General features: G+C 54.9%; 16 protein-coding genes and 1 tRNA gene. 9 read left to right on the top strand and 8 right to left on the bottom strand.

Annotated elements, in window-relative coordinates; translation table 11 throughout:
- The first annotated feature begins 6 nt into the window (after window positions 1–6).
- Window positions 7–1,191, top strand: coding sequence for a glycosyltransferase (locus tag ACFSAG_RS09640; RefSeq protein ID WP_381514052.1), 1,185 nt, complete (start codon window positions 7–9; stop codon window positions 1,189–1,191).
- Here the strand turns inward: ACFSAG_RS09640 and secF are convergent.
- Genes secF through yajC form a run of 3 tightly spaced genes read right to left on the bottom strand, consistent with a single transcriptional unit; the run spans window position 1,188 to window position 4,159 of the window.
- Window positions 1,188–2,168, bottom strand: a complete 981-nt coding sequence (gene secF, locus ACFSAG_RS09635; protein ID WP_374614995.1) for a protein translocase subunit SecF — start codon at window positions 2,166–2,168, stop codon at window positions 1,188–1,190. The two genes, ACFSAG_RS09640 and secF, sit on opposite strands and share 4 nt — an antisense overlap.
- A gap of 16 nt (window positions 2,169–2,184) precedes the next feature.
- On the bottom strand, window positions 2,185–3,783 hold the full coding sequence (gene secD / locus ACFSAG_RS09630; protein ID WP_381514049.1) for a protein translocase subunit SecD: 1,599 nt from the start codon (window positions 3,781–3,783) through the stop codon (window positions 2,185–2,187).
- 37 nt (window positions 3,784–3,820) lie between these two features.
- Window positions 3,821–4,159, bottom strand: a complete 339-nt coding sequence (gene yajC, locus ACFSAG_RS09625) for a preprotein translocase subunit YajC (RefSeq protein WP_374614993.1) — start codon at window positions 4,157–4,159, stop codon at window positions 3,821–3,823.
- Between the two features lie 192 nt (window positions 4,160–4,351).
- Between yajC and ACFSAG_RS09620 the strand changes: the two genes are divergently transcribed.
- From ACFSAG_RS09620 to mobF, 6 genes are all read left to right on the top strand, one after another.
- Window positions 4,352–4,428 (top strand) — tRNA-Pro (locus tag ACFSAG_RS09620).
- Between the two features lie 180 nt (window positions 4,429–4,608).
- The gene (locus ACFSAG_RS09615; protein ID WP_381514045.1) at window positions 4,609–5,745 is read left to right on the top strand and encodes a hypothetical protein; all 1,137 of its coding nucleotides are present in this window, start codon (window positions 4,609–4,611) and stop codon (window positions 5,743–5,745) included.
- Between the two features lie 119 nt (window positions 5,746–5,864).
- A complete protein-coding gene (locus ACFSAG_RS09610) occupies window positions 5,865–6,104 on the top strand; it encodes a helix-turn-helix transcriptional regulator (protein ID WP_381514042.1) in 240 nt (79 codons plus the stop codon).
- Window positions 6,105–6,472: 368 nt separating this feature from the next.
- On the top strand, window positions 6,473–6,763 hold the full coding sequence (locus tag ACFSAG_RS09605; RefSeq protein ID WP_381514039.1) for a hypothetical protein: 291 nt from the start codon (window positions 6,473–6,475) through the stop codon (window positions 6,761–6,763).
- The gene (locus tag ACFSAG_RS09600; RefSeq protein ID WP_381514036.1) at window positions 6,760–7,551 is read left to right on the top strand and encodes a hypothetical protein; all 792 of its coding nucleotides are present in this window, start codon (window positions 6,760–6,762) and stop codon (window positions 7,549–7,551) included. Before ACFSAG_RS09605 ends, ACFSAG_RS09600 begins: the two co-directional genes overlap by 4 nt.
- Window positions 7,552–7,554: 3 nt before the next feature.
- Window positions 7,555–10,536 (top strand): MobF family relaxase, encoded by a 2,982-nt coding sequence (mobF, locus tag ACFSAG_RS09595; RefSeq protein ID WP_381514034.1) that lies wholly within the window; start codon window positions 7,555–7,557, stop codon window positions 10,534–10,536.
- Between the two features lie 54 nt (window positions 10,537–10,590).
- Here mobF and ACFSAG_RS09590 read toward each other — a convergent pair whose 3' ends face one another.
- The 5 genes from ACFSAG_RS09590 to ACFSAG_RS09570 all read right to left on the bottom strand — a co-directional run bounded on the left by ACFSAG_RS09590 (window position 10,591) and on the right by ACFSAG_RS09570 (window position 17,388).
- On the bottom strand, window positions 10,591–10,788 hold the full coding sequence (locus ACFSAG_RS09590; protein WP_381514031.1) for a hypothetical protein: 198 nt from the start codon (window positions 10,786–10,788) through the stop codon (window positions 10,591–10,593).
- A 349-nt stretch (window positions 10,789–11,137) separates the two neighbouring features.
- Window positions 11,138–11,545, bottom strand: a complete 408-nt coding sequence (locus ACFSAG_RS09585) for a hypothetical protein (RefSeq protein WP_381514028.1) — start codon at window positions 11,543–11,545, stop codon at window positions 11,138–11,140.
- 15 nt (window positions 11,546–11,560) lie between these two features.
- Entirely contained in the window at window positions 11,561–12,520 is a 960-nt protein-coding gene (locus ACFSAG_RS09580) for a hypothetical protein (protein ID WP_381514025.1), read from the bottom strand.
- Between the two features lie 14 nt (window positions 12,521–12,534).
- The gene (locus tag ACFSAG_RS09575) at window positions 12,535–13,089 is read right to left on the bottom strand and encodes a hypothetical protein (protein ID WP_381514022.1); all 555 of its coding nucleotides are present in this window, start codon (window positions 13,087–13,089) and stop codon (window positions 12,535–12,537) included.
- Window positions 13,090–13,605: 516 nt separating this feature from the next.
- Complete coding sequence (locus ACFSAG_RS09570; protein WP_381514020.1) at window positions 13,606–17,388, bottom strand: hypothetical protein; 3,783 nt, start codon at window positions 17,386–17,388, stop codon at window positions 13,606–13,608.
- A 232-nt stretch (window positions 17,389–17,620) separates the two neighbouring features.
- On the opposite strand from ACFSAG_RS09570, the gene ACFSAG_RS09565 reads away from it, so the two are divergent.
- Window positions 17,621–22,105 (top strand): NACHT domain-containing protein, encoded by a 4,485-nt coding sequence (locus ACFSAG_RS09565; protein WP_381514017.1) that lies wholly within the window; start codon window positions 17,621–17,623, stop codon window positions 22,103–22,105.
- Between the two features lie 560 nt (window positions 22,106–22,665).
- On the top strand, window positions 22,666–23,313 hold the full coding sequence (locus tag ACFSAG_RS09560; RefSeq protein WP_381514014.1) for a TetR/AcrR family transcriptional regulator: 648 nt from the start codon (window positions 22,666–22,668) through the stop codon (window positions 23,311–23,313).
- Window positions 23,314–23,352: the final 39 nt, after the last annotated feature.

The following is a 23,352-nucleotide window of genomic DNA, read 5'->3' as shown; positions in this document are numbered from 1 at the left end:
GGAATCGTGCGGATACTTTCGCTCTCTACCTTATATCCAAGCGCAGCGGCGCCCAATTTCGGTCGTTTTGTCGAACTGTCTCTCGATGCCGCCGACGCTTTTGGAAGAGCCGATATTGTGCGCATCAGTGCCAATGGCCTTCCGCCATGGCCGCTTTCGAAACTGCTGCCAACTTATCGGGATCGTGCTTCCCTGCCCGAAGTCGATCAGTGGCATGGAAAGACGGTGTACCGCCCGCGCTTTCGCTTGCTGCCGGGGATGGCGCCTGCACGCAACGCCTCGGCGATTGCCAAGGCCGTGATCCCTCTCGCGCGCAAATTGCACGCGCAAAAGCCCTTCGATCTGGTCGATGCGCAATTCTTTTGGCCTGATGGCCCGGCAGCGATGCAAATTGCCGATGCGTTGGGCCTGCCATTTTCGATCAAGGCACGCGGGGCCGACATCCACTATTGGACCGGTATTCCCGGTTGCCGCGAGCAGATTATTGAAGCGGCGCAGAGAGCCGCAGGCCTGCTCGCGGTGTCAGAAGCGATGCGGGCCGACATTGCGGCGCTTGGCGTGGACGCGAGCAAGATCAGTGTCCATCGCACCGGCATCGACCGCACGCACTTCGCTGTACCGGCAGAGCAGAAATCGGCGCTTCGGGAGCGCCTGCCATTGCCAAAGGATGGTGCTTTGCTTGTCAGTGTGGGTGCACTGATTCCGCGCAAAGGCCAGTCCTTCGCCATCGAAGCGATTGCCCAACTGCCTCAAACGAGGCTAGCGCTGATTGGTGATGGCGAAGATCGTTCGATGCTGGAAAAGCTAGCCAGCGATTTTGGCATCGCCGATAGGGTGCATTTCTTGGGCTCATTGCCGCATCCCGAAATTGGGACGTATCTGCAAGCCGCCGATGCTGCGGTACTTCCCTCTTCCAGCGAGGGCTTGGCCAATGCATGGATTGAAGCGCTGGCCTGCGGCACGCCGCTGATAATTACTGATAGCGGCGGCGCACGCGAAGTTATGTCAGGCCCCGCGGCAGGCAGGATAGTGGAGCGCAACGCCGATGCGATAGCTGAGGGACTTCGGGGAGTCCTTGCGTCTCAGGTCGATCGTGACAGCGTGGCGCGAACGGTCGCAGACTATAGCTGGGAAGCAAATGGCGCCGCGCTTATCGCACATTGGCGCCATTTGCTTGAAAGCCGCGCTTAAACTGTTCCTTCGTTCAAGCGTTCAGCCTTGCCGTCCGCCACTTTTTCAGCAGGCACAAAGCTGTCGGAGCTGACGCCAAACCAGATCAGGAATGGCGCCGATTGGTAGACCGACGAATAGGAACCCACAAAGATACCGAAGGCCATCGCGACGCTGAAACCGAAGATCACGTCGGGGCCAAACAGCACCAGAACGACCAGCGGCGTCAGGATCGTCAAGCTGGTCATCACTGTACGCGACAGCGTTTCATTGACCGAAAGATCGAGCAGCGCCGGCATGTCCATCTTTCGATATTTCATCAGATTCTCACGGATGCGGTCGTAAATCACGATGGTGTCGTTCAGCGAATAACCGATGATTGTTAGCAAAGCGGCGATGGTGTTGAGATCGAACTCCATTTGCGTCAGCGCGAACAAACCGAATGTCAGCGTAATATCGTGCACCAGTGCCCATATCGCGCCGACCCCGAACTGCCATTCGAACCGGAACCAGACATACATGGCAACGCCAAGCGCTGCGGCAATCAGCGCGAACAGACCTTTGTCGAACAATTCGCTGGAGACCTTGCCGGAGACCGAGTCCACGCCATCGATGCGCGCCTTGGGATGGTCTTCCTTCACCTTGGCGATGATCTTTTCTGCCATTTCATTGGCAAGTTCGGGATTCTTGTCAGCGCCGTCGGGAAGTTTCATGCGGATCGAAACTTGATTTTCCTCGCCGAAACGCTGGATCGTCGGATCGCCATAACCGAGCTCGCCAATGCTTTCGCGCAGCGCCTCGACCGGTGCCGATTGCTCGCCAACGAAAGTGGTACGGATCATCTGGCCGCCGATGAAATCGACACCAAAGTTGAGACCGCGGGTCGCGACCAGCGAGATCGAAGCCACCATCAACAAGATGGAGAACCCGAAAGCGATGTTCCGCCATTTCAGGAAGCCGATATTGGTGTTGTCGGGAACGAGCTTCAGAAGTTTCATGGATCGAACCCTCGCCTCAAATATTGATGTCTTGCGGACGGTTGCGCTTCACCCAGCCGGCAACCCACATGCGTGTGAGCGTGACCGCCGTGAAAACCGATGTGACGATGCCGATCATCAAGACCACCGCAAAGCCGCGGATCGGGCCGGAGCCGAAGATGAAGAGCAGCACCGCGGCAATCACGTTGGTGATGTTCGCGTCAAAAATTGCGCGGCTGGCTTCCTTATAGCCATTTTCCAGCGCCTGAATGACGCGTCGGCCCTTGCGCCGTTCTTCACGGATACGTTCATTGATAAGCACGTTGGCGTCCACAGCCGCACCGATGGTGAGAACGAAGCCGGCGATGCCCGGCAAGGTCAGTGTCGCATTGAACAGCGACATCACCGCAAGGATCATTGCGACGTTGATGACGAGGGCATAGCTCGCATAGATGCCGAAACGGCCATAGGTCAGGATCATCCACAGAAGCACGCCAGCGGTTCCGATCAACGCGGCCAGGATGCCACTCTTGATCGAGTCTGCGCCCAGATCCGGACCGACGGAACGTTCTTCGACAACCTTGAGGTCAACCGGCAATGCGCCTGAATTGAGCGCGATCGCCAGCTGGTTCGCGCTTTCTACGGTGAAGCTGCCCGAAATCTGCGAGGAACCGCCTAGGATAGGCTCGTTGATGCGCGGTGCGGAAATCACCTGCCCGTCGAGGATTATTGCGAACAGCTTACCGGTGTTTTGCTGCGTCATGCGGGCAAAACGCTGTCCGCCTTCGCCGTCGAACTGGATGTTGACGACAGGCTGGTTATCCTGCGGGTCAAAGCTCTGCTGTGCCCCGGTCAGCTTGTCGCCCGAAATGCCGCCCAGACGGCGCACCGCAATGTAAGGGATGCCCGTCGGGTTATCGGGATAAGGCAAAACCTGGCTACCAACGCGGGCCTTGCCCTGTGCGGTCTGTTCAGGATCGGCATTTTCGTCGACCAGCTTAAATTCGAGCTTTGCCGTCTTGCCGATAAGGTCTTTCAGCGCTTGCGGATCCTGCAGACCCGGAACCTGCACCACGATGCGATCTGCACCCTGGCGAATAATCGTCGGCTCCAGCGTGCCCAAGGCGTTGATACGGCGATCGATAACGTCCTTTGCCGAATTCATCGCCTGATCAAGGACAGTGGTGTTGCCTGTCCCCGAAGGAACGAGGGTGATACGGTTGCCGTCGGTTACTTCAATCGACCAATCGCGGCCACCCGTGCTGTTGGCAACAACCGGCAGCAATGCCTCACGTGCTGCGTCGATTTGTGCGCTATCGGGAACTACAAAGCTCAACCGGCCGTTGCTGCGGGTGACGCTGTCGATCGAAATCCGCGGTTCGGCCCGGCGCATCGCGGTGCGTACGCTGTCTTCAAGCGACTCCAGACGGTCACGCTGCAACTGTGCGGTATCAGCCTCGAGCAGGATGTGACTACCGCCCGCAAGGTCAAGACCCAGGCTGATCGTCTCTTTCGGCACTCCTGCCGGGATACGATCAAGCCATGCTTTGGGCAGGAAACTGGGAATTGCGAGCAAGATGCTGAGCACAATCAGTGCATTCAGCATCGTTACCCGCCAACGTGGAAAATCGAGCATGAAGCTTCCCCAAGCTCTGGTCTGCGTTACCGCAGGCTCAGTCGTTTGCCGGTTTGGTGGTGCGGCTCTTCACGTCAGCGAGAGTCGATTTGAGCGCCTTGACGCGCACATTGGGGGCCAGTTCGACTTCGACATGATCGTCGGCAACCTTGGTCACTTTGCCGATCAAGCCGCCACCGGTGACCACTTCGTCATTCTTAACCACGGCTTCGATCTTTGCCGCATGCTCTTTCGCGCGCTTTTGCTGCGGGCGGATGAGCAGGAAATAAAAGACTACAAAAATCATCAGCAGCGGCAAAACCTGCACGAAAAAGGCCGCGCCGGTCGAGCCGCCGGCTGCACCGGTGGCTGCTGCGAAAATCATGGACGATGTCATTATTGCTTTCCCCGATTGTTCTTGCTGGAGGGCAGATAGGAAGTGCCTCCGGAAAATCCAAGGCGCGCGGTTACCATCATGGCAAATCGCGCGCAACGGGAAAGCGATTGAGGGGCGATAACGCCCCTTGCTTTTACACTATGGCCGCCATATAGGCGCGCTTCCATCGCCTGCAGCGCAGGCTTTGGCGGTCGGGACGTAGCGCAGCCTGGTAGCGCATCACACTGGGGGTGTGGGGGTCGGAGGTTCGAATCCTCTCGTCCCGACCAATAATTTCAATGACTTAATCTGAATTTTATATCACCATGTTGGTGTGACTATTTCTCGGAAGTGCGCTGGAAGTGCAATTTTCCGCAACGCTTCGCAATGTTGTGCATCGATCTGAAACACAAAGTGTTGTAGTCAAATTGCCGCTTGCCTCAAATTATCCGGCAAATAGTATTGGAGTGATGGAGGGCACAGCTGCATCATTGAACAGTGAGGTCAGAAGTAGGCTCGACGAAGCTGGTCTGCACGATGTTGATATAACTGCAGCGCTTGCCGATATGGCAAGTGGTGCTCAACGTCGACATACCATGCAAGCCGTTGTTAAATATGGCAGCCTCATCACTGGTTTCATAATCGGTGCAAACATTCTTTTTGATGGCCAACCCACAATGCCGGGAAGCGCGATCATTGGTTGTCTCTTTACGGCTGCTGTTTTGTCCGAAATTTCGTGGACCGCTTATCAGTATCGTGATCGCGCTGAAGAGCTGGATGCAAAACTCAAGGAAGCTGTGGCCCCGCTTAAAGACGACATTGCTGCAGAGCGATGGGAACTTCACCATGGCAACGAAGGTCCATTGACGAAGAAGATTGTCGATAACCGTTATTTCTATCTCCTGCTCTCGCAGGACATTAGACATCGCGAACTTGTCCGGTTGCCTTGGGGCGGCCTGATAAAGGAACCACTTACATTACGCCGCACATCGCGCCAATTGTTGAACAGCATAGCTCCAAGCGACCCAACGATGGCAACGCCGGAGATAGCGCCTCCGTTTGCGAGGCAAACGCCTTCACGAACGGGATCCTCTATCAATCTAAACGAGCCCGGCGCAGCTCAAGTTGGTGACATGGCGCAAAGTGCGAAAGCGAAGCCCATTCATAACGTGGAGCTCACAAAAGCTAAGCCCAGACAAAGCAGCGCACAAAAACGGGCCTATATAACTGTCCTCACAGAGACAAAATTGCGCGCGGCAGTGGCAAGTTTTCTATCGGAAGGCGGCATTCCTCTCGACCATCATGACATGTATATGCTTGCCGTAGAAACAATTTGGCGATGCTTTTGCGAGAACCAGCGAGATGACTATACTGTAATGGACGCGGTGAGGGCGGCAGCCTCAGCATTGGAAAACAAATTTGGCAGGGTGGCGCTTGGCTTGCCACGGGATAACACTGGCGACCAAGAGAATGCTGATGTCATCCGACAGCGCAAACCAGCAGAGCAAGATTCCAATGCGTGGATCAAACACATAGCTTACGGCACTAACCCTGACCTTAAGAAGCGACTCGAAGAAGCATCGGGGCAATTAACCCTAACGCTCTAAATATCATCCAAATATCAAAAATTGTCCCTGATAATGCCTTGGTAGAGCCATATCACTGAGCGCTTTAGTCGGCCATGTTTCCATACCTCACGCACTCATGCGAAATAGGAGGAAACACCATGCAACAAAGTTTTGATCTGTCAGCACCAGATACCAAAAGCACGCCACCGCCGGGTCCTTTAAGCAGGCTCTGGTCAGTCAGCGATGTCTCTGCATTCACGCAGCTTCATCGGGTCACAATTTATCGATTGGTTCGTGCGGGGCGCTTTCCAGCACCACTCTCGGTAGGCCGCAACATTCGTTGGCGCGAGGATGAAATCCTCAACTGGGAAAATGGCCTCCACCACAGGCGCTATTGACGGAGTGAACCGATGTTTTTTATACCAGATACCGACGAGCAGCGCCTGATCACCCAACGCAACAACAACACTGACATCCAGTATAACAAGCGCAATGGGAATGCGCTACAATACGCTAATACGGGAGTTATATTGGGTGTTTTAAGAGCACACCCTACGCCGTCAGAAGACGGCCAGGAGTGCTGGATTACCGCCACTTTCCGACCACATACCAACTCCGCACTGTGTCGATGCCCTATGGTACGTCCGCTTACCATAGCGCGTTTTGGTGAGGATTTCTCGGAGCTTCAGACGCGTCGCGCAGTGCGCACAGCGCCGCACATTGTTAGGCGCACCGTTGGACGGATTTGCCAATTGGGAGGCCAGCCATGTCGCGCCACCCACTGACCGTTTACTTGGAACGCGAGCAGCTGGTTGCTGTCGAGAAACTCGCACGCGCGGCGGGCATCCCCAAGTCTGCATGGGCGGGACAGGTACTGGATCGCGCGCTGTCAGGCCAAGGCGCATCGTCAGACCGGGTGTTCGATCAGATCATCAAGATCAGAGCCACCCTTGATGCATTGGTTGCGACGCAACCGCACAAGGAAGAACTCCGCAAACGAATCGACGTCAAGCTCCAGCGCTATACCGCAGAGGCTCAAGGGAACTTGGCGCTATGACCGCAACAGTCCAGTTCCGCATCCAGCTGCCTTTGGCCTTGCGTGATCGCTTCAAGACCATTTGCTTGCGTGGCAACGTCACGATGACCGACAGGGTCGTTACTCTGATCGAGCGTGAGGTTGAAGGGCTTGGGCGAACGGCCGCCAATCCAACCCCCAAAATCGCAACGCTGAATGATGATCGACTAATCGCGCGTGTTGTTGATGCATCGGACAAGCTGGGCGCTGCGGCTTCCTCGCTCAGCAAATCAATGCAATCATCACTTGATGATTTTGGCGCCAAGCTGCTGCGATCCATCCCAACACCGCAAACGGCGGAACAGGTTGCTGCTGCCAATCAGGCTGCAGCGGCGCAGGACCAGCAAAGGCTCATATCGGTGCTCGCCAAAGCGGACGCACTCAACACGCAGATTGTAGCGGCGATCGAGCGCGGACATGACAAGATGCTTGCGGAGGTCGAGACACGACGCACATTGCTGCAAATGCTAAGCGTTGGCGTCCTAGGCGGACTTGTAGCGTCAGGCATGGTGCTCTGGGCGATCGCAGGCAACTCCCCTGCCCGCTGGCTGGCAGTCTGGCTCACTGGCGAAGACAGCACCTGGCACGCAGCGAAGTTTATCGCTGGCGATGGCAGCCTGCTACATGGCGCATATATGTCAGAGACGCACACACTCCTCAAAAATCCCGAGTTCCGGCAAAGCTATGTGCGCTGCGCAGAGCGTGCCAAGACGAGCAAAACCAGCTTCAATTGCACATTGCGATTCCCGCTGCTGCTCGAAGTGCGATGAGCCATGGTTGTATCGATTGGAGCCATAGGCTCGGCAAGCGGTGCTGCGGAATATTATGCTGCCGACAATTATTACGTCGGCGAACAAGCCGCCGAGCATCAGGGCGAATGGGGCGGTGAAGCGGCAGCGCGGCTTGGGCTATCAGGCGGAGTCGATCCAAGCCAGTTTGAGAACTGCCTGAAAGGTCATCTGCCCAATGGGGCAACAATCGCAAACAACGCTGGTGACCATCGACCTGGTCTTGATCTTACTTTCTCCGCGCCCAAGAGCGTCAGCTTGCTGGCTTTGCTTGGAAAGGACGAACGCATTGCCCCTGCTCATGTGTCAGCCGTCAAAGCGACGCTTGCCTGGGTCGAGCAGCGACTTGCTGAAGCGCGGGTATCAGGTGAAGGGCCACGCGCGGTACAGACCGGTAACTTGGCCTATGCGATGTTCGCGCACGATGTGTCCCGCAATCAGGACCCGCAACTGCATGTCCATGCGGTCATCTTGAACGCAACCCAGCGGTCGGATGGCGAATGGCGCGCATTGCGGAACGACAAGCTCTATTCTGAGAACACCCTCATCGGCTCGGTTTATCACGCCCAATTGCGCGCCGAGATGCAGAAGCTTGGCTACCAGACGGAAATTACCGGCAAGCATGGCAGCTTCGAGATTAAGGGCATTGATCGTGCCGTGATTGGCGAATGGAGCACAAGGCGCGAAGATATTTTAGCCAAAGCAGCCAAGCTTGATATTAAAACCCCGCAGGGAATGCGAGCGGTTGCAGAACGGACACGCGATGCCAAAGAAGTGATCGAGCCATCCAAACTTGCTACGCATTGGGAGCAACTGGCGGGCGAACGTGGCCTCGATCTGTCACCCATCATTGCCGCAGCACGCGAAGCTGCACGTCCGCGCGGCTTCATCGAGCAAGTACGCGAATGGGGACAGGCGTTGCTGGATAAGGTGACTCACTATTTTGGTCCCAAGCCTGAACCGCTGATGGCAGGCGCGGAACCAGCGACGCGCGGTAGCCATCTGGCAGCGGCCTATGCTGTCGCTGCAGGCGTTCGTCATCTTGCAGAACGCGAAGCGACCTTTGAGCCCAATATGCTGCTTCGGACCTCGCTCAATATGAGCGATCATGGCGCAACGGTGCGCGTGGTGGAAAGCCGGATCGACCGGTTGGTAACGGATCGCACCTTGTTGATGGGGAAAGTGCATGGGCGCGACCTGATGACAACGCGCGATATTTTCAAAACCGAAGTCGACATGGTCAATCATGTCAAAGCTGGCATCGATGCAATCGCGTCACCAATCGATCCCGCTGTTGCAGTCAGCGGCTTGGCAGATGCAAGCAAAGCTGCAGCCATCGACCTATCAGCCGAGCAGCAAGATGGCGCCCTCGCTATCCTGTCCGGCACCAATGCCGTCCAGTTGATTCAGGGCGATGCGGGTGCTGGCAAAACTACGATCTTCGCCCTCGCCCGCGACGTTGCGGCAAAATCGGGTATCGAAATCATTGCCGCGACACCACAAAACAAGCTCGCAACCGAATTACGCGAAGTTACCGGCATACAGGTGCAATCGGTCGAGGGGCTGTTGTCGCAGCACCGCTTTGCAACGGGGAAGGCCACCTCGGTTGTCATCGACAATGCACGTGCAGACCTTGGCGGCAAAATCCTCATCGTCGATGAAGCGTCGATGGTCTCGCATAGGCAGATGGTCGGGCTGATGCAGATTGCGGAGCGTGGCGGATTGGCGAAGTTGGTGTTGGTCGGTGATATCAAGCAGATCGATCCGGTTGAGGCGGGGCGGCCCTTCGCGCTCTTTCAGCGTCTAAACGCGCCAACGCAGATTTTGAGCGAAAACCGCCGCCAGCAGGATCCTGAACTGCGCACGGCAGTTGCCGAGTTGAAGGACGGCAATGTGCGCGGTGCGCTTGATGCGCTGGGCGAGCGGGTGAAGGAAAGTGTCGATCCTGCCAAGGCTGCGGCGCAGCAATGGTTGGGCTTGCCGGAAAAGGAGCGCGATTCCACAGCGTTGCTTACCTCCGGCCACAATCTGCGCCAACAGCTGCTGGATCATGTCCGTGGTGGGCTGATTGCTGAGGGCAAACTTGGCGATAGTTCGCTGACCTTGCAGACATTCGACAATCTTAACCTGACGACCCAGCAGCTCAAGCAGCTTTCCAGCTATGCGCCGGGACAATTGCTGGAGGTGTTCCGCTACCAGCCAAGCATCAATTTACCAGCAGGTCGCTATGAAGTGCGTGGCATTGATCCCAACAGCAAAGAGGTGGAGGTTGCGCGTGACGGCATACGACAGCGTTTTGATCCCTTGCATCTATCCAGCAACGCCAAGGGATTGGCGCTAAAGGTTCCGAATGAAATCGATGTGCGCGAAGGTGATAAGTTGATCTGGACAACCAATGACAAGGCAAAAGACATCAGCAATGGCTCGAAAATCGATGTGCTGAAGATCGAACCCGATAGCCTCACGGTTGGCAATGCCAAAGGCGAATGGAAGTTGGAGGCAGGCGATCCACTCAGCCAGAGCTTGGCGCATGGACTGGTGCTCAATATGCACCGCGCACAGGGTATGACCTATGACAAGACCATATCGGTCATCGATAGCCATGACCGGCTGTTAAACAGCGCGAGTCTCTTCTACGTTTTGAACAGCCGCGCGCGCGAGGACAGTGCGATTCATCTGGACAACAACGAAGCAGTGGCGCGCAGTATTGAAAGCCATCGGGGTGCTACCCCCAATGCGCTTGATTTATGTCCTGAATTGGCAAAGCCAGATGCAGGGCTTTTTGATGGTAAGACAGGCGTTGACGCCCAGCTTGACAAATCGCTGCTACACACAACCCTGGAGATATTGGGCCTCAAATCCAGCACCGAGCCAAGCCTAGCAGTCGAGCAATCCAGCAAAGTGCCCGAACTCAAAATCCCCGAACCATCACGCACCCAGGAATATGATTTTGACATGGATATGTGAAGCGGGTTGCAACGATGTCCCGTGTTATGGGAAAGAAACGTCCTTCTCGCGATGTCATACCAGCTTCCCAATTGCGATGCCGACACACAGCAGCGCCGCATAGCCCACCAACAGCTTGCCCACCAAAATGGCTGGAGAACCTTCCAGTTTAGAATCTTTGACGACGCTCATCAAGTGCAGCTGGATACGGTCAAGCTCTGCCTGCGTCTGTCTTATACGGGCTATCTGGTCTTTAAGATCATGATCTGTCATGCAGATTTTGGCTCCCATTTTCTGGCGCTCAATCTCTAAATCAACAACACATTACACTACCACTCTGGTTGAAAACCGCCCAGATATACCGAATTCGCTACTTCCCCTCACCTTCCAGCCTGACACCATGCTCGCCCGCGTCAAGAGCGGCGGCGTTGCCGCCCCGCTTTGCGGCTGTGGCTCTTGACCCGGTCTGCGCGTGGTGTCGTTGTGGAAGCTGTCGGGACGGGGAATGCCTTTTTGGTGTGTTCGACTGCTGCTGGCAGGCCGAACAGGGAATGATGGAGGGCGCGGGTAGGCAGATACCGCTGCACTTGCATGGAGTGGCACGACCGGCGCTTGGCTGTGTTCACAGGTCATATTGCATGTGCGCAGCTTCCACCACCGCTGCAAGGTCGCCACGCTTCAGCCGATCAAGCGGGACGTCTCCATCAAGATAAGGGCTACGCTGCGTCAAAAAGAGCCAGCACTCGCCATTGATCTGAACGACCTCAGCAACATGATCGATCCCGGCGACAACATTACAGTCAACGAACTGCGCGGCAGGATAGACATAGCCACCAGCGCTTTTGGGAAAGGCCATCGCCTTGCCCTCACCTCGCAGCGCATCGAGTTGCTCGGCACTGATTCCATAACGTTGACTCACTTCATCATCTTCAAGCAGTTCGCCTTCCCAGCCTTTAGTTGCTTCGGCGCACTCCTCGATATAGGCCATCAGCTCCTCATAAGCCGCACGCTTGGCTTCCTCATCGGGCATCGATAAGTCCTCTCCTCAGTCCCATTTGCAGTTCCAAGCTTCCGCATCGTCCGGCTCAAGCTTGTCACGTTCGACAAACACCCGCGTTGCACTGTTGCGCAATTGGACATGCGATGGCACCTGAACTTCAACCAACGGGCCATTGAACGCTAACACCCTGCCACAATTGGTCTTAGTTCCGACCGTTAGACTTTTGCGAAAGCTGACAAGCAAAGCTGCGCGCTTTGCGCCTTGCTCTTCGCGGACTGCCGCTTCGCGCTTCCACTGGTCATTGATCGCAAGCTGGGCTGCGCGTTCCTTCTCTTCAACCGCTTGTTTTTCAGCCGCGGTTTTCGCGATTTCCGTCGCCGTTACCGGGCGGATCGACAGCATGAACCAGGCATTGGCGCTGCGCCCGACCTCTTGCAGCGCCTGCATATTGCCAAAGCGAGTAGGCAATATGGCAACATGCCACAAAGACTTTCCACTTTCATCGTGGCAGCTGAACAACCCTAAAAAGCCTTTGGCGTCGATTAAGCCCGCTGGACTTCGCAAATCCCATTCGCGCGGTCCAGACTTTTGTTCGCTTTGCCAAGCGCCATAACGCCACCGCTCTATCATCCAGCGGTCGACGGCAAGCTCGGTGTCGCCATTAGGATCGGCGAGTGTAATCGGGCCAGAACCAATGCCATTATCAAACACCCGGACGGCGTAGCTTTGTACCAGAGTGCCTTTGGCCTTGGCGCAATATTTGGATAGAGTGCGCTGTGGCCAACCGGCCGTCGCGACATTGAGTGCGTTGAAATAGGCGCTGGTCCAATAGCTGCCGTCGGTTTGCTGCCCCTCATAGTCTGCCGCATAGCCAGTAGGCGCATTAGGCAGCAATGCATCAAGCAAGCCGCCGGATTTGTTGTAATTCTTACGAAGGAACTCAGCTAGGTCATCTTCTGCAGGCGTTGCATACGCAGGTGTTGCAGCCAGCAAAAGGCTCGCCATTATCGCCGCGCTCTTCATGCTTCACCTGCAGCGCGCGCCCGCGCCATCTCTATGGCGCTCGAAAATTCCGCCTGATCATATCCGGCGAAGGTCGCCATCGGCGCGATCCTTCTGACCAGCGCAGCCTTCAACAAAAGAAAACGCTTCCTGTCCTCCAAACTGTCCAGACACTGCGAAGGACGCGCCAAGATGTGCGTGAACTCGTCATACACTTCTGCCCAGTCTTCAACGCGCGGCTCAAACCTGCCTTTGGATTCCTCGACTTTCGCCATGATCTGCCGATGACCATTGGCGAGACGTCCAATGGCATCGACATTGGTAGCAAGCCGCGAAAGTGCTACCGACAGCTCGGCAGGAACCCTCCCTCCAAGGCCCGACAGGTCGAGTTCTTCATGAAAAAATTCACGGCAAATCTGAGTCAGCGTTTCGCCATCATCCTCGGCAAAGAACAGGTCGGAAAGCAGCTTCGCTTCGCCGCTTGTCATCAAGCCCGCTTCCCACGCGCTCAACAAATCAAGCTGACGGTGCAAGATTTCACCGAGATCGAAAACAAGGTCGAAAATCTGCATTGGGTGCCTCCTCCAAATATTTGAAGAGGCGGACCCTAGCCGGGTGTTGGAAACCTGGACTCTCGCACAGGCGCTGCCGTTTTTAGGCAGAGCCTTGGACATATACGACAGCCACCCGGCCAGTATATCTGACCGGACGAGAGTTCGGAGGTTTCCACGCCTCACAGCTGGGATGGACCAGCTGCATATTCATATTGCTGAATATTATGCGCTATCGCAAGTGGAAGTTGTCAGGCTGGAACATGGTGAAGGTCTGAATGCACAGATTTCACCAATCGACTCATTATTTGACCATTGCGGTAGGCAATCAACAGCGCGCAAGTCGTATAATGCAGCGACAGTTTTCGAGACAATCCAGACATTGGCTTGTGTAAAGCACTCACTCCAACTGCGACATTCATTTCGGGAGTTGTCGCTAACTCTCCGGACGTTGGAAGACATGTCCGACGACCGTTAAAACCAGCCATCCGTTCAGTTTGGGTATGCGAGAAGTCGGCGTAGAGAGTGCGAATGGCCTCAACGGACAAAATTCGTTGGAAGCTGATCAAAGTTGCTAACCGTAACCCGCTCTTCCATAAACTTCAGCGCAAACTGCATCGGCACAGGGTTCTTGAAGACAAGATGGCTTTCCAAAATGGGCTGGCTGGAAATGCCAACATATCTAACGACCTCTGCCAAATGCTGATGCAATATGTTCATTCTGTCGAAATGCCTTAGCAGGTAGTCCCGCTTGCCGTCATCCCGGAGTTCGCCTCTGAAATCTGCAAGTTGTTCCGAAATCTCGCCATAGGTTTTGCGGTAGTGAAGGTCCTTGCATTCGATGATGAGAACGCGACTTGAGGCTGCATCCCAGGCTAGAACGTCAACATCGCCATAGTCCATGTCGAAGCCTCGACCGAGTAGCTTCGTTACACGCACTTCTGTCTCCACTTGCCAACCCATTTCCCCAAGCTTTGCGGCGACTTCGGCCGAGAAAGCCGCACCGCGCCGGTCCGCTGATTTTCCTGCCCAGGATTTCATTTTCGGGCTGAGTTGCTCCTGCGGAAACTCGCCGCGATGGTAGTTCCCCAGCATATAAATGAAGCTATCCCGAATCTGGCCCGGTGCGAACAGGAGGGCGGTCTCACTTTCCTCCTCTATTTGCAGAAACGGTTTGCGCAGAAGTGACAGCCTTCGGCGAAATCTCCAAGGTTGGCGATCCCTGTCGTTGAAGCCCGTCGGAACGTCGCGCCAATCATCTCGCGGCAGCAGGGTCAGCTCATCGAGCAGTCCTAAAGCACGTTCTCGCGATACAGCCTGCCCTTCGACGCAAACATTGTCGAACGCCGCTCGTCTTACGGATATGACGCCTTTTCCTGCGGTGATGCCCAGATTTTCGCAATGATCGACGAAAACGCGAGTCTCGTCGAATGTCAGGCCAAACTGCTCTTCCCAAGCTTCGGCAAATTCCGGCTCAAGAAGGTGGCCAGTTGTTAACTGAGGATCATAGTCTTCAAGGTGCTTCGGGTAATTATCAGCATCGCTGGATGTCCGATCGGCCGCAGTAGCGCGCGCGAAAGGCTCGACGATTTCGTCCACATAGCCAAACTGGGCATGGATGTCTCCCAGTGGCGTGATCCGCAGTTCCGGCTTCATGACACCCCAACGAATCGCATCCGACCAACCGCCAATGTGAAAGAGCAGGCCAGCCTTTGCCATAAGGCGCGAAAGGTCGAGCTTTCCGAGTCTTTTTGTACCAGCAGCAGGGCATGCACAAATGGCCATCTCGGCTAGAATCCGGCTCGTTTGGAAAACCGCATTGAGCTTGAAGTCGTGGACCGCGATCGTTTCCATCGCCTCCGTTGCAGGAGGATGCAACGCGATCATAGCGGCAGTAGTCCGGCGCCACCGGTCACGATCATTGGCGGCAAACTCCTTGTTTCGGAGAAGTTTCTTGAGAAACGAGTTGCGCCCAAATTGATTGAGGTCAGCGCAAATCTCGTCTTCCAGCTGACGGACCACGCTATTCAGAAATGCCGAACACTCCGCCTTGCCGACGATATTAGGCCCAAGACTGCGGTCGCGCTCCGCCCATCCCAATCCGAGTCGGACAAAGGCGTCATCATCTCTGCTGATATGGATTACTTCACCGCCGATGTCGTCCCGCACATGATCGCGAAACTCACGCGCCACGAAAGCGTGGCCATGTCTGGCAGCAGGGCTCTTAACAATTTCCTGAAGCAGTTCACCAGCTTGGATCGCCGAGAGTGGTTTGCCTGCAAGCTCATTTACCGCATCGATAAGTGCGGCGACCACCGCTCTCTCGGCGATATTCTCGGGATGGAAAACGGCCCGCTCGAACCCCGTGTCAGCAATAGTTCGGAAGGTCGAGTCTCCGGCTTTTGCTTCGACTTGGATTGTCGCGCGCGCCTCGTCAAACGACGCGCGCCTTTCATCCCGGCCGAAGTCACCCGGCTTGCCCCGAAATTCTGCTTTCCAGTAGATGGGGCCTGGCGGCGGGCCGACCAATCCTTCGAGTTTTTCGGCCGCTCGGCTCAACCAGGTGCTCAGCATCGCGAAACGCTCGTAACCGAATAATCCGGGAACGTCTTCCGGGATGAAGAGTTCCACCCACCAGGTTCGATGTGTCGTTATAAACGCTGCAATTGGCCGCCCGGCTTCGCCTGGCACTTCGGTGGCGTAGAGCGGCGCACGCTCATCGTCCTTGAAGATCGAAAGGCGATTCTTGCGGATCGGCAGCCAAGTCCCATCGACAAATTGAGCGACGCGAGCATCACAGGTTTTGGCGACCGAATGACGCAGTTCGCGTATCCCGTTCTGGGTGACGATCATCATGGCCTGCTGGCCAGGACCGCCGACATCATCCGGGACTTCTCCATGCGGGACGAGGTGCCCGTTCAGTTCTCTGGACCACGCAACCAAGTTCAGCAGGCCATTGGCGTTTTGAAGTGCGACCCCTAATTGCTCGACTTTGGCCTGGCCTTCCAAAATCCGCCACATCGTTTCAGGCTTGAATTCGGTCAGCCAGCTCAGCGTCTCAAAATCATAGGAAGAGCAGCCAAGAATTCGCCAGTTCGAGTCTTGATCATTTTCCATCATTACGCTGGCCGCCCGCCCGATTCCACATCCCACGATGAGGGTAAGGCCGCCCCGGTAGCCATCCGATTGCTGCGCGTGCTTCTGAAAGGCGGCGATGGATTCTGACAGTGCATCGTCCAGCTCCATCGTGTCTGGATTCAATCCGGAAAAGCCGGTCTCCTCGAAATCCCGCAGGTTGTCGGTAAAGAAGAGGAGTTGGATGAAGCGGCCAACATCGAACTCGATACCAACTTGGGTAATCGCAGCGTGTGGCTCAGGTTTGAAATTGATCGCTGGCGGGCGTCTAGCCCCAAGGAGCGGCAAGCTCCGAAGCGTGCGCGCATAAACATTGGCGAGACCCCGGCAAAATGCGTCCCGCATTCCCGCTTCGGTCATGCGTTCGATCACGAAATTCCGTATTGCAACGCTGATCGCTGTTGGCAGAGCTATGTAAAGGTACGTTCCGTCGCGGACGAGCGGATGTCGTTCCAAATCCGAATTGCCGATCGTCTGGCTAAGCAACAGAGCCCGATCACAGGGTGTAAACAGGAACGGTGCTAGAGAAAACGGATCGATGCCTAAATCCGGCAGTTCCGCAAGTTTGAATCTGACTTGATGCCTCGCCGCGACGAACTGCCCTGCTGCATTGAGCGACATCTTCCCGATGTTGAGTTGGTCACCCAGCTGGTTCCGTTGAAGTCCCGCGCGTTCGCAAATCATGTCGGACAATCGCAGCAGGCCATATATGCTAGTCCGGATTTCATCGTAGCCGGTGCCGACGGGCATATCCTCCACTGCTTCGATGAATTTTTGCAGGAAGTAGGCATTCCCTTCCCAAATTCCTTCGAGAATCCTGAAATTGCCACGCGGGCTGCGCACCGAGGAGACGAAAACGTCCTCCGCTGGGTCTTCCATCGATCCACATAAACCGTTGCCGAGTTGGTTGAAGCCATCAGCAACGAGTTTGGGATTGGGTGTCTGCTTCCCATTACCTACCGCCAAAGCGAGGTGAATCAGAGTCTCGATCCTAAGACAATTGCTCTGAAGTTCGGGTTGCAACAACAGGCCCGAAAATGTCGCGACAGTTGCTAATGGATCGAGCACTGTCAGCCGCTTCGTCAGCGCCGGGTAACGCTCCGAAATAGAATTCAATTTGACCTCGCCAAAAGCACCAAGAGAGGTCATCAGCTCGAGTGCCTGCGCATATTCGAATGCATCCATAATGCCTTGGATTCGTCTTTCACTTAGCGAGATGCAATCCCTAATGTTTGCACTTTATCGACAAGCGCGCCCAAATGCGCTTGCGATTTGTCTCTCAATTCTGCTCAGCTAAATGCGGGAGGGAACGTTGCATTTTAGCGCCGAAAATGCTTCCGATCTTTCTGCCGGTAAATGCATAATCTGCTACAACTGCATTGAGCGTGAGCAACAAAAACCGTAAGAAAGGCAATCTATGGCTCTGGACTTCGCTCGAATTAGAAGTGGAGTGGATGGGCAGAGGGGAGCGTTCGAGGCGTTGGTTCGGCAGCTTGGCCGCCTAAATCCGCCAGCTAGGGCTACGGAATTTCGACATATCAATGGTGCCGGTGGCGATGGCGGGATCGAGGCATTTTGGCTTCACTCCGGCGATAGGGAATATGGCTACCAAGCCAAATATCATTTGAGGCCGAGAGAAATCGACTGGCAGGCGTTAGATGGATCGATTCTTACAGCACTGCAAACGCACCCGAGATTAACTCACATTCAAGTCGCCATGCCCTGCGATTTGACCGCCCAGCGTACCACGGCGAAAGGCACTTCGGGCTGGCAGCTATGGGATTCGCACAGATCAAAATGGGAAGCGTCCGCGACACAACTTGGGTTGCATATCACCTTTGGCTTCTGGGGCGCTTCTGAGATCGAACAAATGCTGGCGTCGCCAGGAGCTGCCGGATTGCAGGAATATTGGTTCGGCGATGCCTCCTTCTCACAACCCTGGTTTGAGACGCAATTTGCTCGAACAGTATCGCAGCTTGACGACCGGTTTCACCCCGAAGATCATGTCGAAGTCAGCACCCGCTCGATTTTCGATGCGCTCCGGCGGACCACTGAGTGGTCGGGCCGCATTATGGACCGCGCGAACAAGTTGCGCGAAAGTAGGGTGGGCAAAGTGGAAACGGCAATAGCCGGCACCTTGAAGCGCGATTTCGAGGTGTTGGCCGAGCATCTCACCATCTTTGAAGACATTGAAATTGATTTGTCGGCACCTGCAGACCAGACATTTCCTTCTTCAAAATGGTTAGAGCACGTCAAGATTGCACGTGATCTAATATACAAATTGTCTGAAGCGGTTTGGGATACCGGTTCAGTGAACCTGAGCGGCAATCAATCTGAAATACCAATGCTGCCGAAGGAGAAGCGGGACGCGCTACGGCGTAGTCTTTATCAGCTCCGCGAGGCTATCGATGATTTAGACTACGCATTGTCAGCCTCAACACACGAGGCCGAACAAAAGAAATGCGCCATTATCCTAGGCAGGGCGGGTACGGGTAAGTCGCACCTGCTCGCAAGTGAGGTCGGACGGGCTTTAGCGGCAAAAGAACCGGCGGTCATATTATTGGGCACCGACTTCGTTGGGACGGAATTACCCGAGATACAAATTCTCAAGCGGCTGGGCCTCGGCAACCTGAGCGTTCCACAATTCCTTGGCGCATTACAGACCAAGGCCGAGCATCGGCAGTCTCGGTGCTTGATCGTAATAGATGCACTTAACGAAGGGGCGGGTGGTGCCGTTTGGCGAGAACGACTTAGCGGCTTTGTCGACTTGGTTTTGCAGTATAGCCGATTGGCGCTGTGTGTATCCTGCCGTTCGGAATATGCTGACTTTGTCCTCACTGACGCAGCGAAACGGAAATCGATCACTACAGAGGTAATGGGCTTCGCGACCGTTGAGGAGCAGGAACGCGCCGCGCAGATATACATGGACCGGCGCGGCATACTCCGGCCACCGACACCATGGCTGTCGCCAGAATTTTCCAATCCGCTTTTCCTGCGAACAACGTGTATTGCTCTCGAAAAGGAGAACCAAAAGGAGTTTCCCAAAGGATTGAGAGGCACGCGCCATCTACTGAGCTTCTATTTGAGCACTGCGGCAAGGCATCTCGGTACTAGTTACGATGGTTCGAATGACCTTATCGCACCTCTAAAAACCGCCATGCTCGGCATGGCCCAAGCTATGGCGACGCGTCGAATTGACTTTTTGGAACGTGCGCAAGCGGCGCAAATAATCGACCTGGCGTTTTCGACGTTTCCAGCGCAATCGCGCGCATGGATCGATATATTGCGATCACGCAGCTTGCTGAGGTTCGACATAAATCCCGACATCGATCCATCCAAACTCGATCCGATGGAGCCAGTCGAGGAGGTTGTACGGTTCGGGTTCCAGCGTTTTCAAGATCACCTTGTTGCGCAAGGCCTGCTTGAAGGCGTTGATCAACCAACAGGGCATTTTTCAGCAGGAGGGCCTCTGTCATTCATGCTAGGGGCACATGGTGTCGACTGGCGTTGGAATGGAGTATTTCAAGCGCTTACGATCGAATTCGCCGATCGGTGGAGGGTTGAAATTGTCGATGAATTGCCGGGTGGCACCGCCAAATGGTGGGACGATTACTACGTGCAAGACGCTTTTGTGGAAAGCGCTCGGTGGAGACAATGTGAATCGTTTAGCGACCGCAGCATAGAACTGCTAAACGTCTTGCCTCGTAACCATGAGCAGAAGATCGATCTGCTTCTGGAATTGGCGTTGGTCACGGAGCATCCGTGGAATGCTAAGATGCTCCACAATAATCTAGCGGCAAAAAAAATGCCGCAGCGCGACGCTTGGTGGACGCTTGCCATCAATGAGAGCGAATGGGACGAACCAAGACCAAGCGAACGCATCGTTCGCTGGGCGTTGGGACCGGCAGTCAGCCGTTGTTCGAACGATTGCTTATCGCTGGCTTTAGTCGCTGTGGGATGGCTCTTCACCTCAACAAACTCGCGGCTGCGAGACAGAGCGACGAAGGCAGTCACGCATATATTGCTTCACAGCTCCGAGTTATTTCCTGAGATGCTGAAGCGGTTCAAGGACATCGACGACGTTTACGTACTTGAACGTGTTTTGGCAGCAGCTGCCGGGGCTTGCTTGCGAGATCCTGATCCGGATCGCCTCAAAATTTATGCTCAATCAGTCTATCTGGCAATTTTCGCAAGACCCAAGGTTACCCCTCACATTCTGCTACGCGACTACGCGCGGCTGATTATCGATATGGCGGAGCAGAAGGGGGCTCTGCCAAAAGGCATTGACCCGTTGCTTTGTCGTCCGCCTTACAAAAGCGCGTTGCCGCGCTTCGGCTTGGCTGAAGACAAGGTTCAGGCAAGGGCAAACAAGGTCGGCGACCGTTCGATTATGTCTTCTTGCGTTGGGTTTGTAGGCGATTTCGGTCGATATGTCGTGGAAAGTCACACCCGGGACTTGACACTTCAGCCGCTTAAAGGTGCGAAGCCACTGCGCCCAGACGAAGCTATCGGTAAATTCAAAGAGGATTTCATCGTCGGAAATGCCAGCAATGAAGATTGGATGAAATTGGTCGAGCAAGCCTATGTTCTTCGGCGGCCAGAAGAGAAAGCAGGCGATGAGGATACAGAGGGGCTGATACCTCAACTAGAATCTTACTTGTTTCTTGGCCTGACCAAGGACCAGCAGCGCCGCTATGAAACTGAGATTCGCCCAGCTCTGGAACATCGAAACGAATGGATTTTGCCTAATGGCAATGTCCTTGCGCGGCCCGATCCGCGGCAATTAAGGCTTTGGGTCGCCTACCGTGCGCTCTCGATGGGTTGGACAGAAAAACTTTTTCCGCGCGACGCTGGCGGCGGACACTCGCGCCATCGGTCGCACAAGATCGAACGAATTGGCAAAAAATATCAGTGGATCGCTTATCACGAACTTTTGGCACGCATGGCAGACAACTATTGGTTGGTTGAAAAGTGGGGAAGCAAGTCGGCGAAGGTTTACGACAACCCTCTGGATCTGGAATACAACCGCGACATCGACCCGACCACGCCGCCCGTTTCCGAAGAAGTGGACCTGCCTCTCCCCGACGGAATGTCGGCGCCGAAAAAGCTGAAAATCGAACATGTTGAGCCTGACGATATGGTCGCTTGGGTCGAGGATGCCAATTTGATTAGTGGCAGCCTTTCACTTGCGCTTTGCCACGATGTAGATGATGCTGACGACTGGATTGCACTATATCGCTCTGGTTCGGTTTCGACGAAATACGATGACAAATTGACCTTCACCGGCGCACCATTTCGACAGGACGAATTTCATTATCTTCAAATGGTCGCCATTGAAAAGCGGGCGAGGGCGGGATTTGTCAAGAGTATCGAAGCCGCAGGTATTGATTTCCACGAATGGTTGCCGCCCGACTTTACCGATGGTCCTTATTTATATGAAGCTGGACTGAGAAACACTTGGCCGACTTCGAAATGGGCCGTTGAACATCAATGGAAAGGTCCGGAGTTCCGCTTTGTCCGCTGCAGTTATGGATATCATTGGGAGCACCATCTCGACGGTTCAATGCCAAATGGTTTCCAGTTTCATGTCCCACATCCTTGGCTGTTTGCGGCATTAAACATTCGTCCCGATCCGATTAACTTGGGCCGCTACTTCAACACGAGTGGTGAGTTGGTTGTAATCAGCGGCGGAGGCGACCGCGCGTATTATTGCCTTGTGCGTAAAAGCAAAATTCTGCCCGTGCTGGCCAATGAGGGACTAGATCCAGTCTGGGTAGGATTCGGAGAACGCACGGGCTGGCCCGATCCAAAAGCAAATGAGGGGCCACGCAAAAGGTGGAATGGCTGCCTCTGGCTTTCGAAGGCTGGAGTAAAAACAACCAGTTGGTTCGAACGAGCCTGAGCAGCTAAATTTCCATATCAAATGATAGTTGGCAACTGAGTACGCGACCAGCTATTTCCTCACCTGCTGGCACAGCTAATAAAGACGCGTTTCGTCTCCAGCCCGCACTAGATTTACGATGGAAACTCGAGGACTCACGATTGGTCGAGTACACGCGCACGTGGCGAGCTGCATTACTGCCCGGAAGCTCTCTCGAAAGGAGACGAGCCGGAAGGTCTGACAAGTTTGCCGCCAGGTGACTATATTAACCACCGGCGGCTTTTCGGCGCCGCGGTTCAAAACTCGACTGTCCCCTTCCTCCAGAAGTTGACGTTCGCAAATTGTCCGAATGTCGTTTCTCGCAGCTGAGCGTCCTCAGTCTCAAAACGCAGAAGGTCGCAGAACGGCCAATTCGCGACATTGGGCCACGCGGGTCCGGCGCTGAAAATGCGGCATTCCCTTTGGCTCGTCCAGCCTGCCGCTAGGTTCAGGAACGCGGAGTCAAACCGATTGGTTACTTAATTGAGTCATGACTCAAATAAGTCATTGCTCAGTTTTTGCGATTGTGCCATAAGAGCGCAATGGGAAAAGCTGATAAACTCGAATCGACATCCAATCTGCCCGCAAAAGGGCGGATTCGGGGCGTTTCCAAAAATTCTGCGGAGGCGCGGCGCAAGATACTTGATTCGGCGACTCTGATTTTCGGCAAGCAAGGTTTTGCCAGAACGAAGACGGAAGAGATTGCCGAGCATGCAGGCTATGGTCAGGCAACTGTCTTCTTCCACTTCAAGACCAAGGCTGGTTTGCTTGAGGCGTGCCTCGACGAAGCGCTTTCACGCGCCAAGGCAAATTTGGTGCCTGCCGAGAACTCCGGGACAATCGATCTGATCCAGCGTCTCGACCGTGCGTTTGACAATTCATCGACGGCAGATTTCTTCGCAAGGATGTTGGTCGAATTTGGCGACAATTCCACCATCCGCCCGGTTTATGCCGACTTTCATGAGCATCTGCGCCAACTGATCGCAGCAGAATTGACGCGTGAAACAGGTGTCGAAGGGCGGCGCGCTTATTTAGCTGCTGCATCGATCCTAGCGATGATGGTTGGCATTCATGCCGAACAGCGTCTGGAACTCACGCGCTTCACGCGCAGCGATTTCCGCGAAATGTTGATTGAGGTGACGCGGCTGGTGCTGAGTGACCTGAAAAAGCCCGCAGGGACCGGGCCATGATTTAAGTCCCCGATTTTAATACAAAAAGGGAAGTTCAAT

It is taken from the genome of Sphingorhabdus buctiana (assembly GCF_042680825.1).
Classification (GTDB): domain Bacteria; phylum Pseudomonadota; class Alphaproteobacteria; order Sphingomonadales; family Sphingomonadaceae; genus Sphingorhabdus_B; species Sphingorhabdus_B buctiana.
Note: the sequence above shows the minus strand (reverse complement) of the source record. Positions and strands in the feature narration are given on the sequence as shown.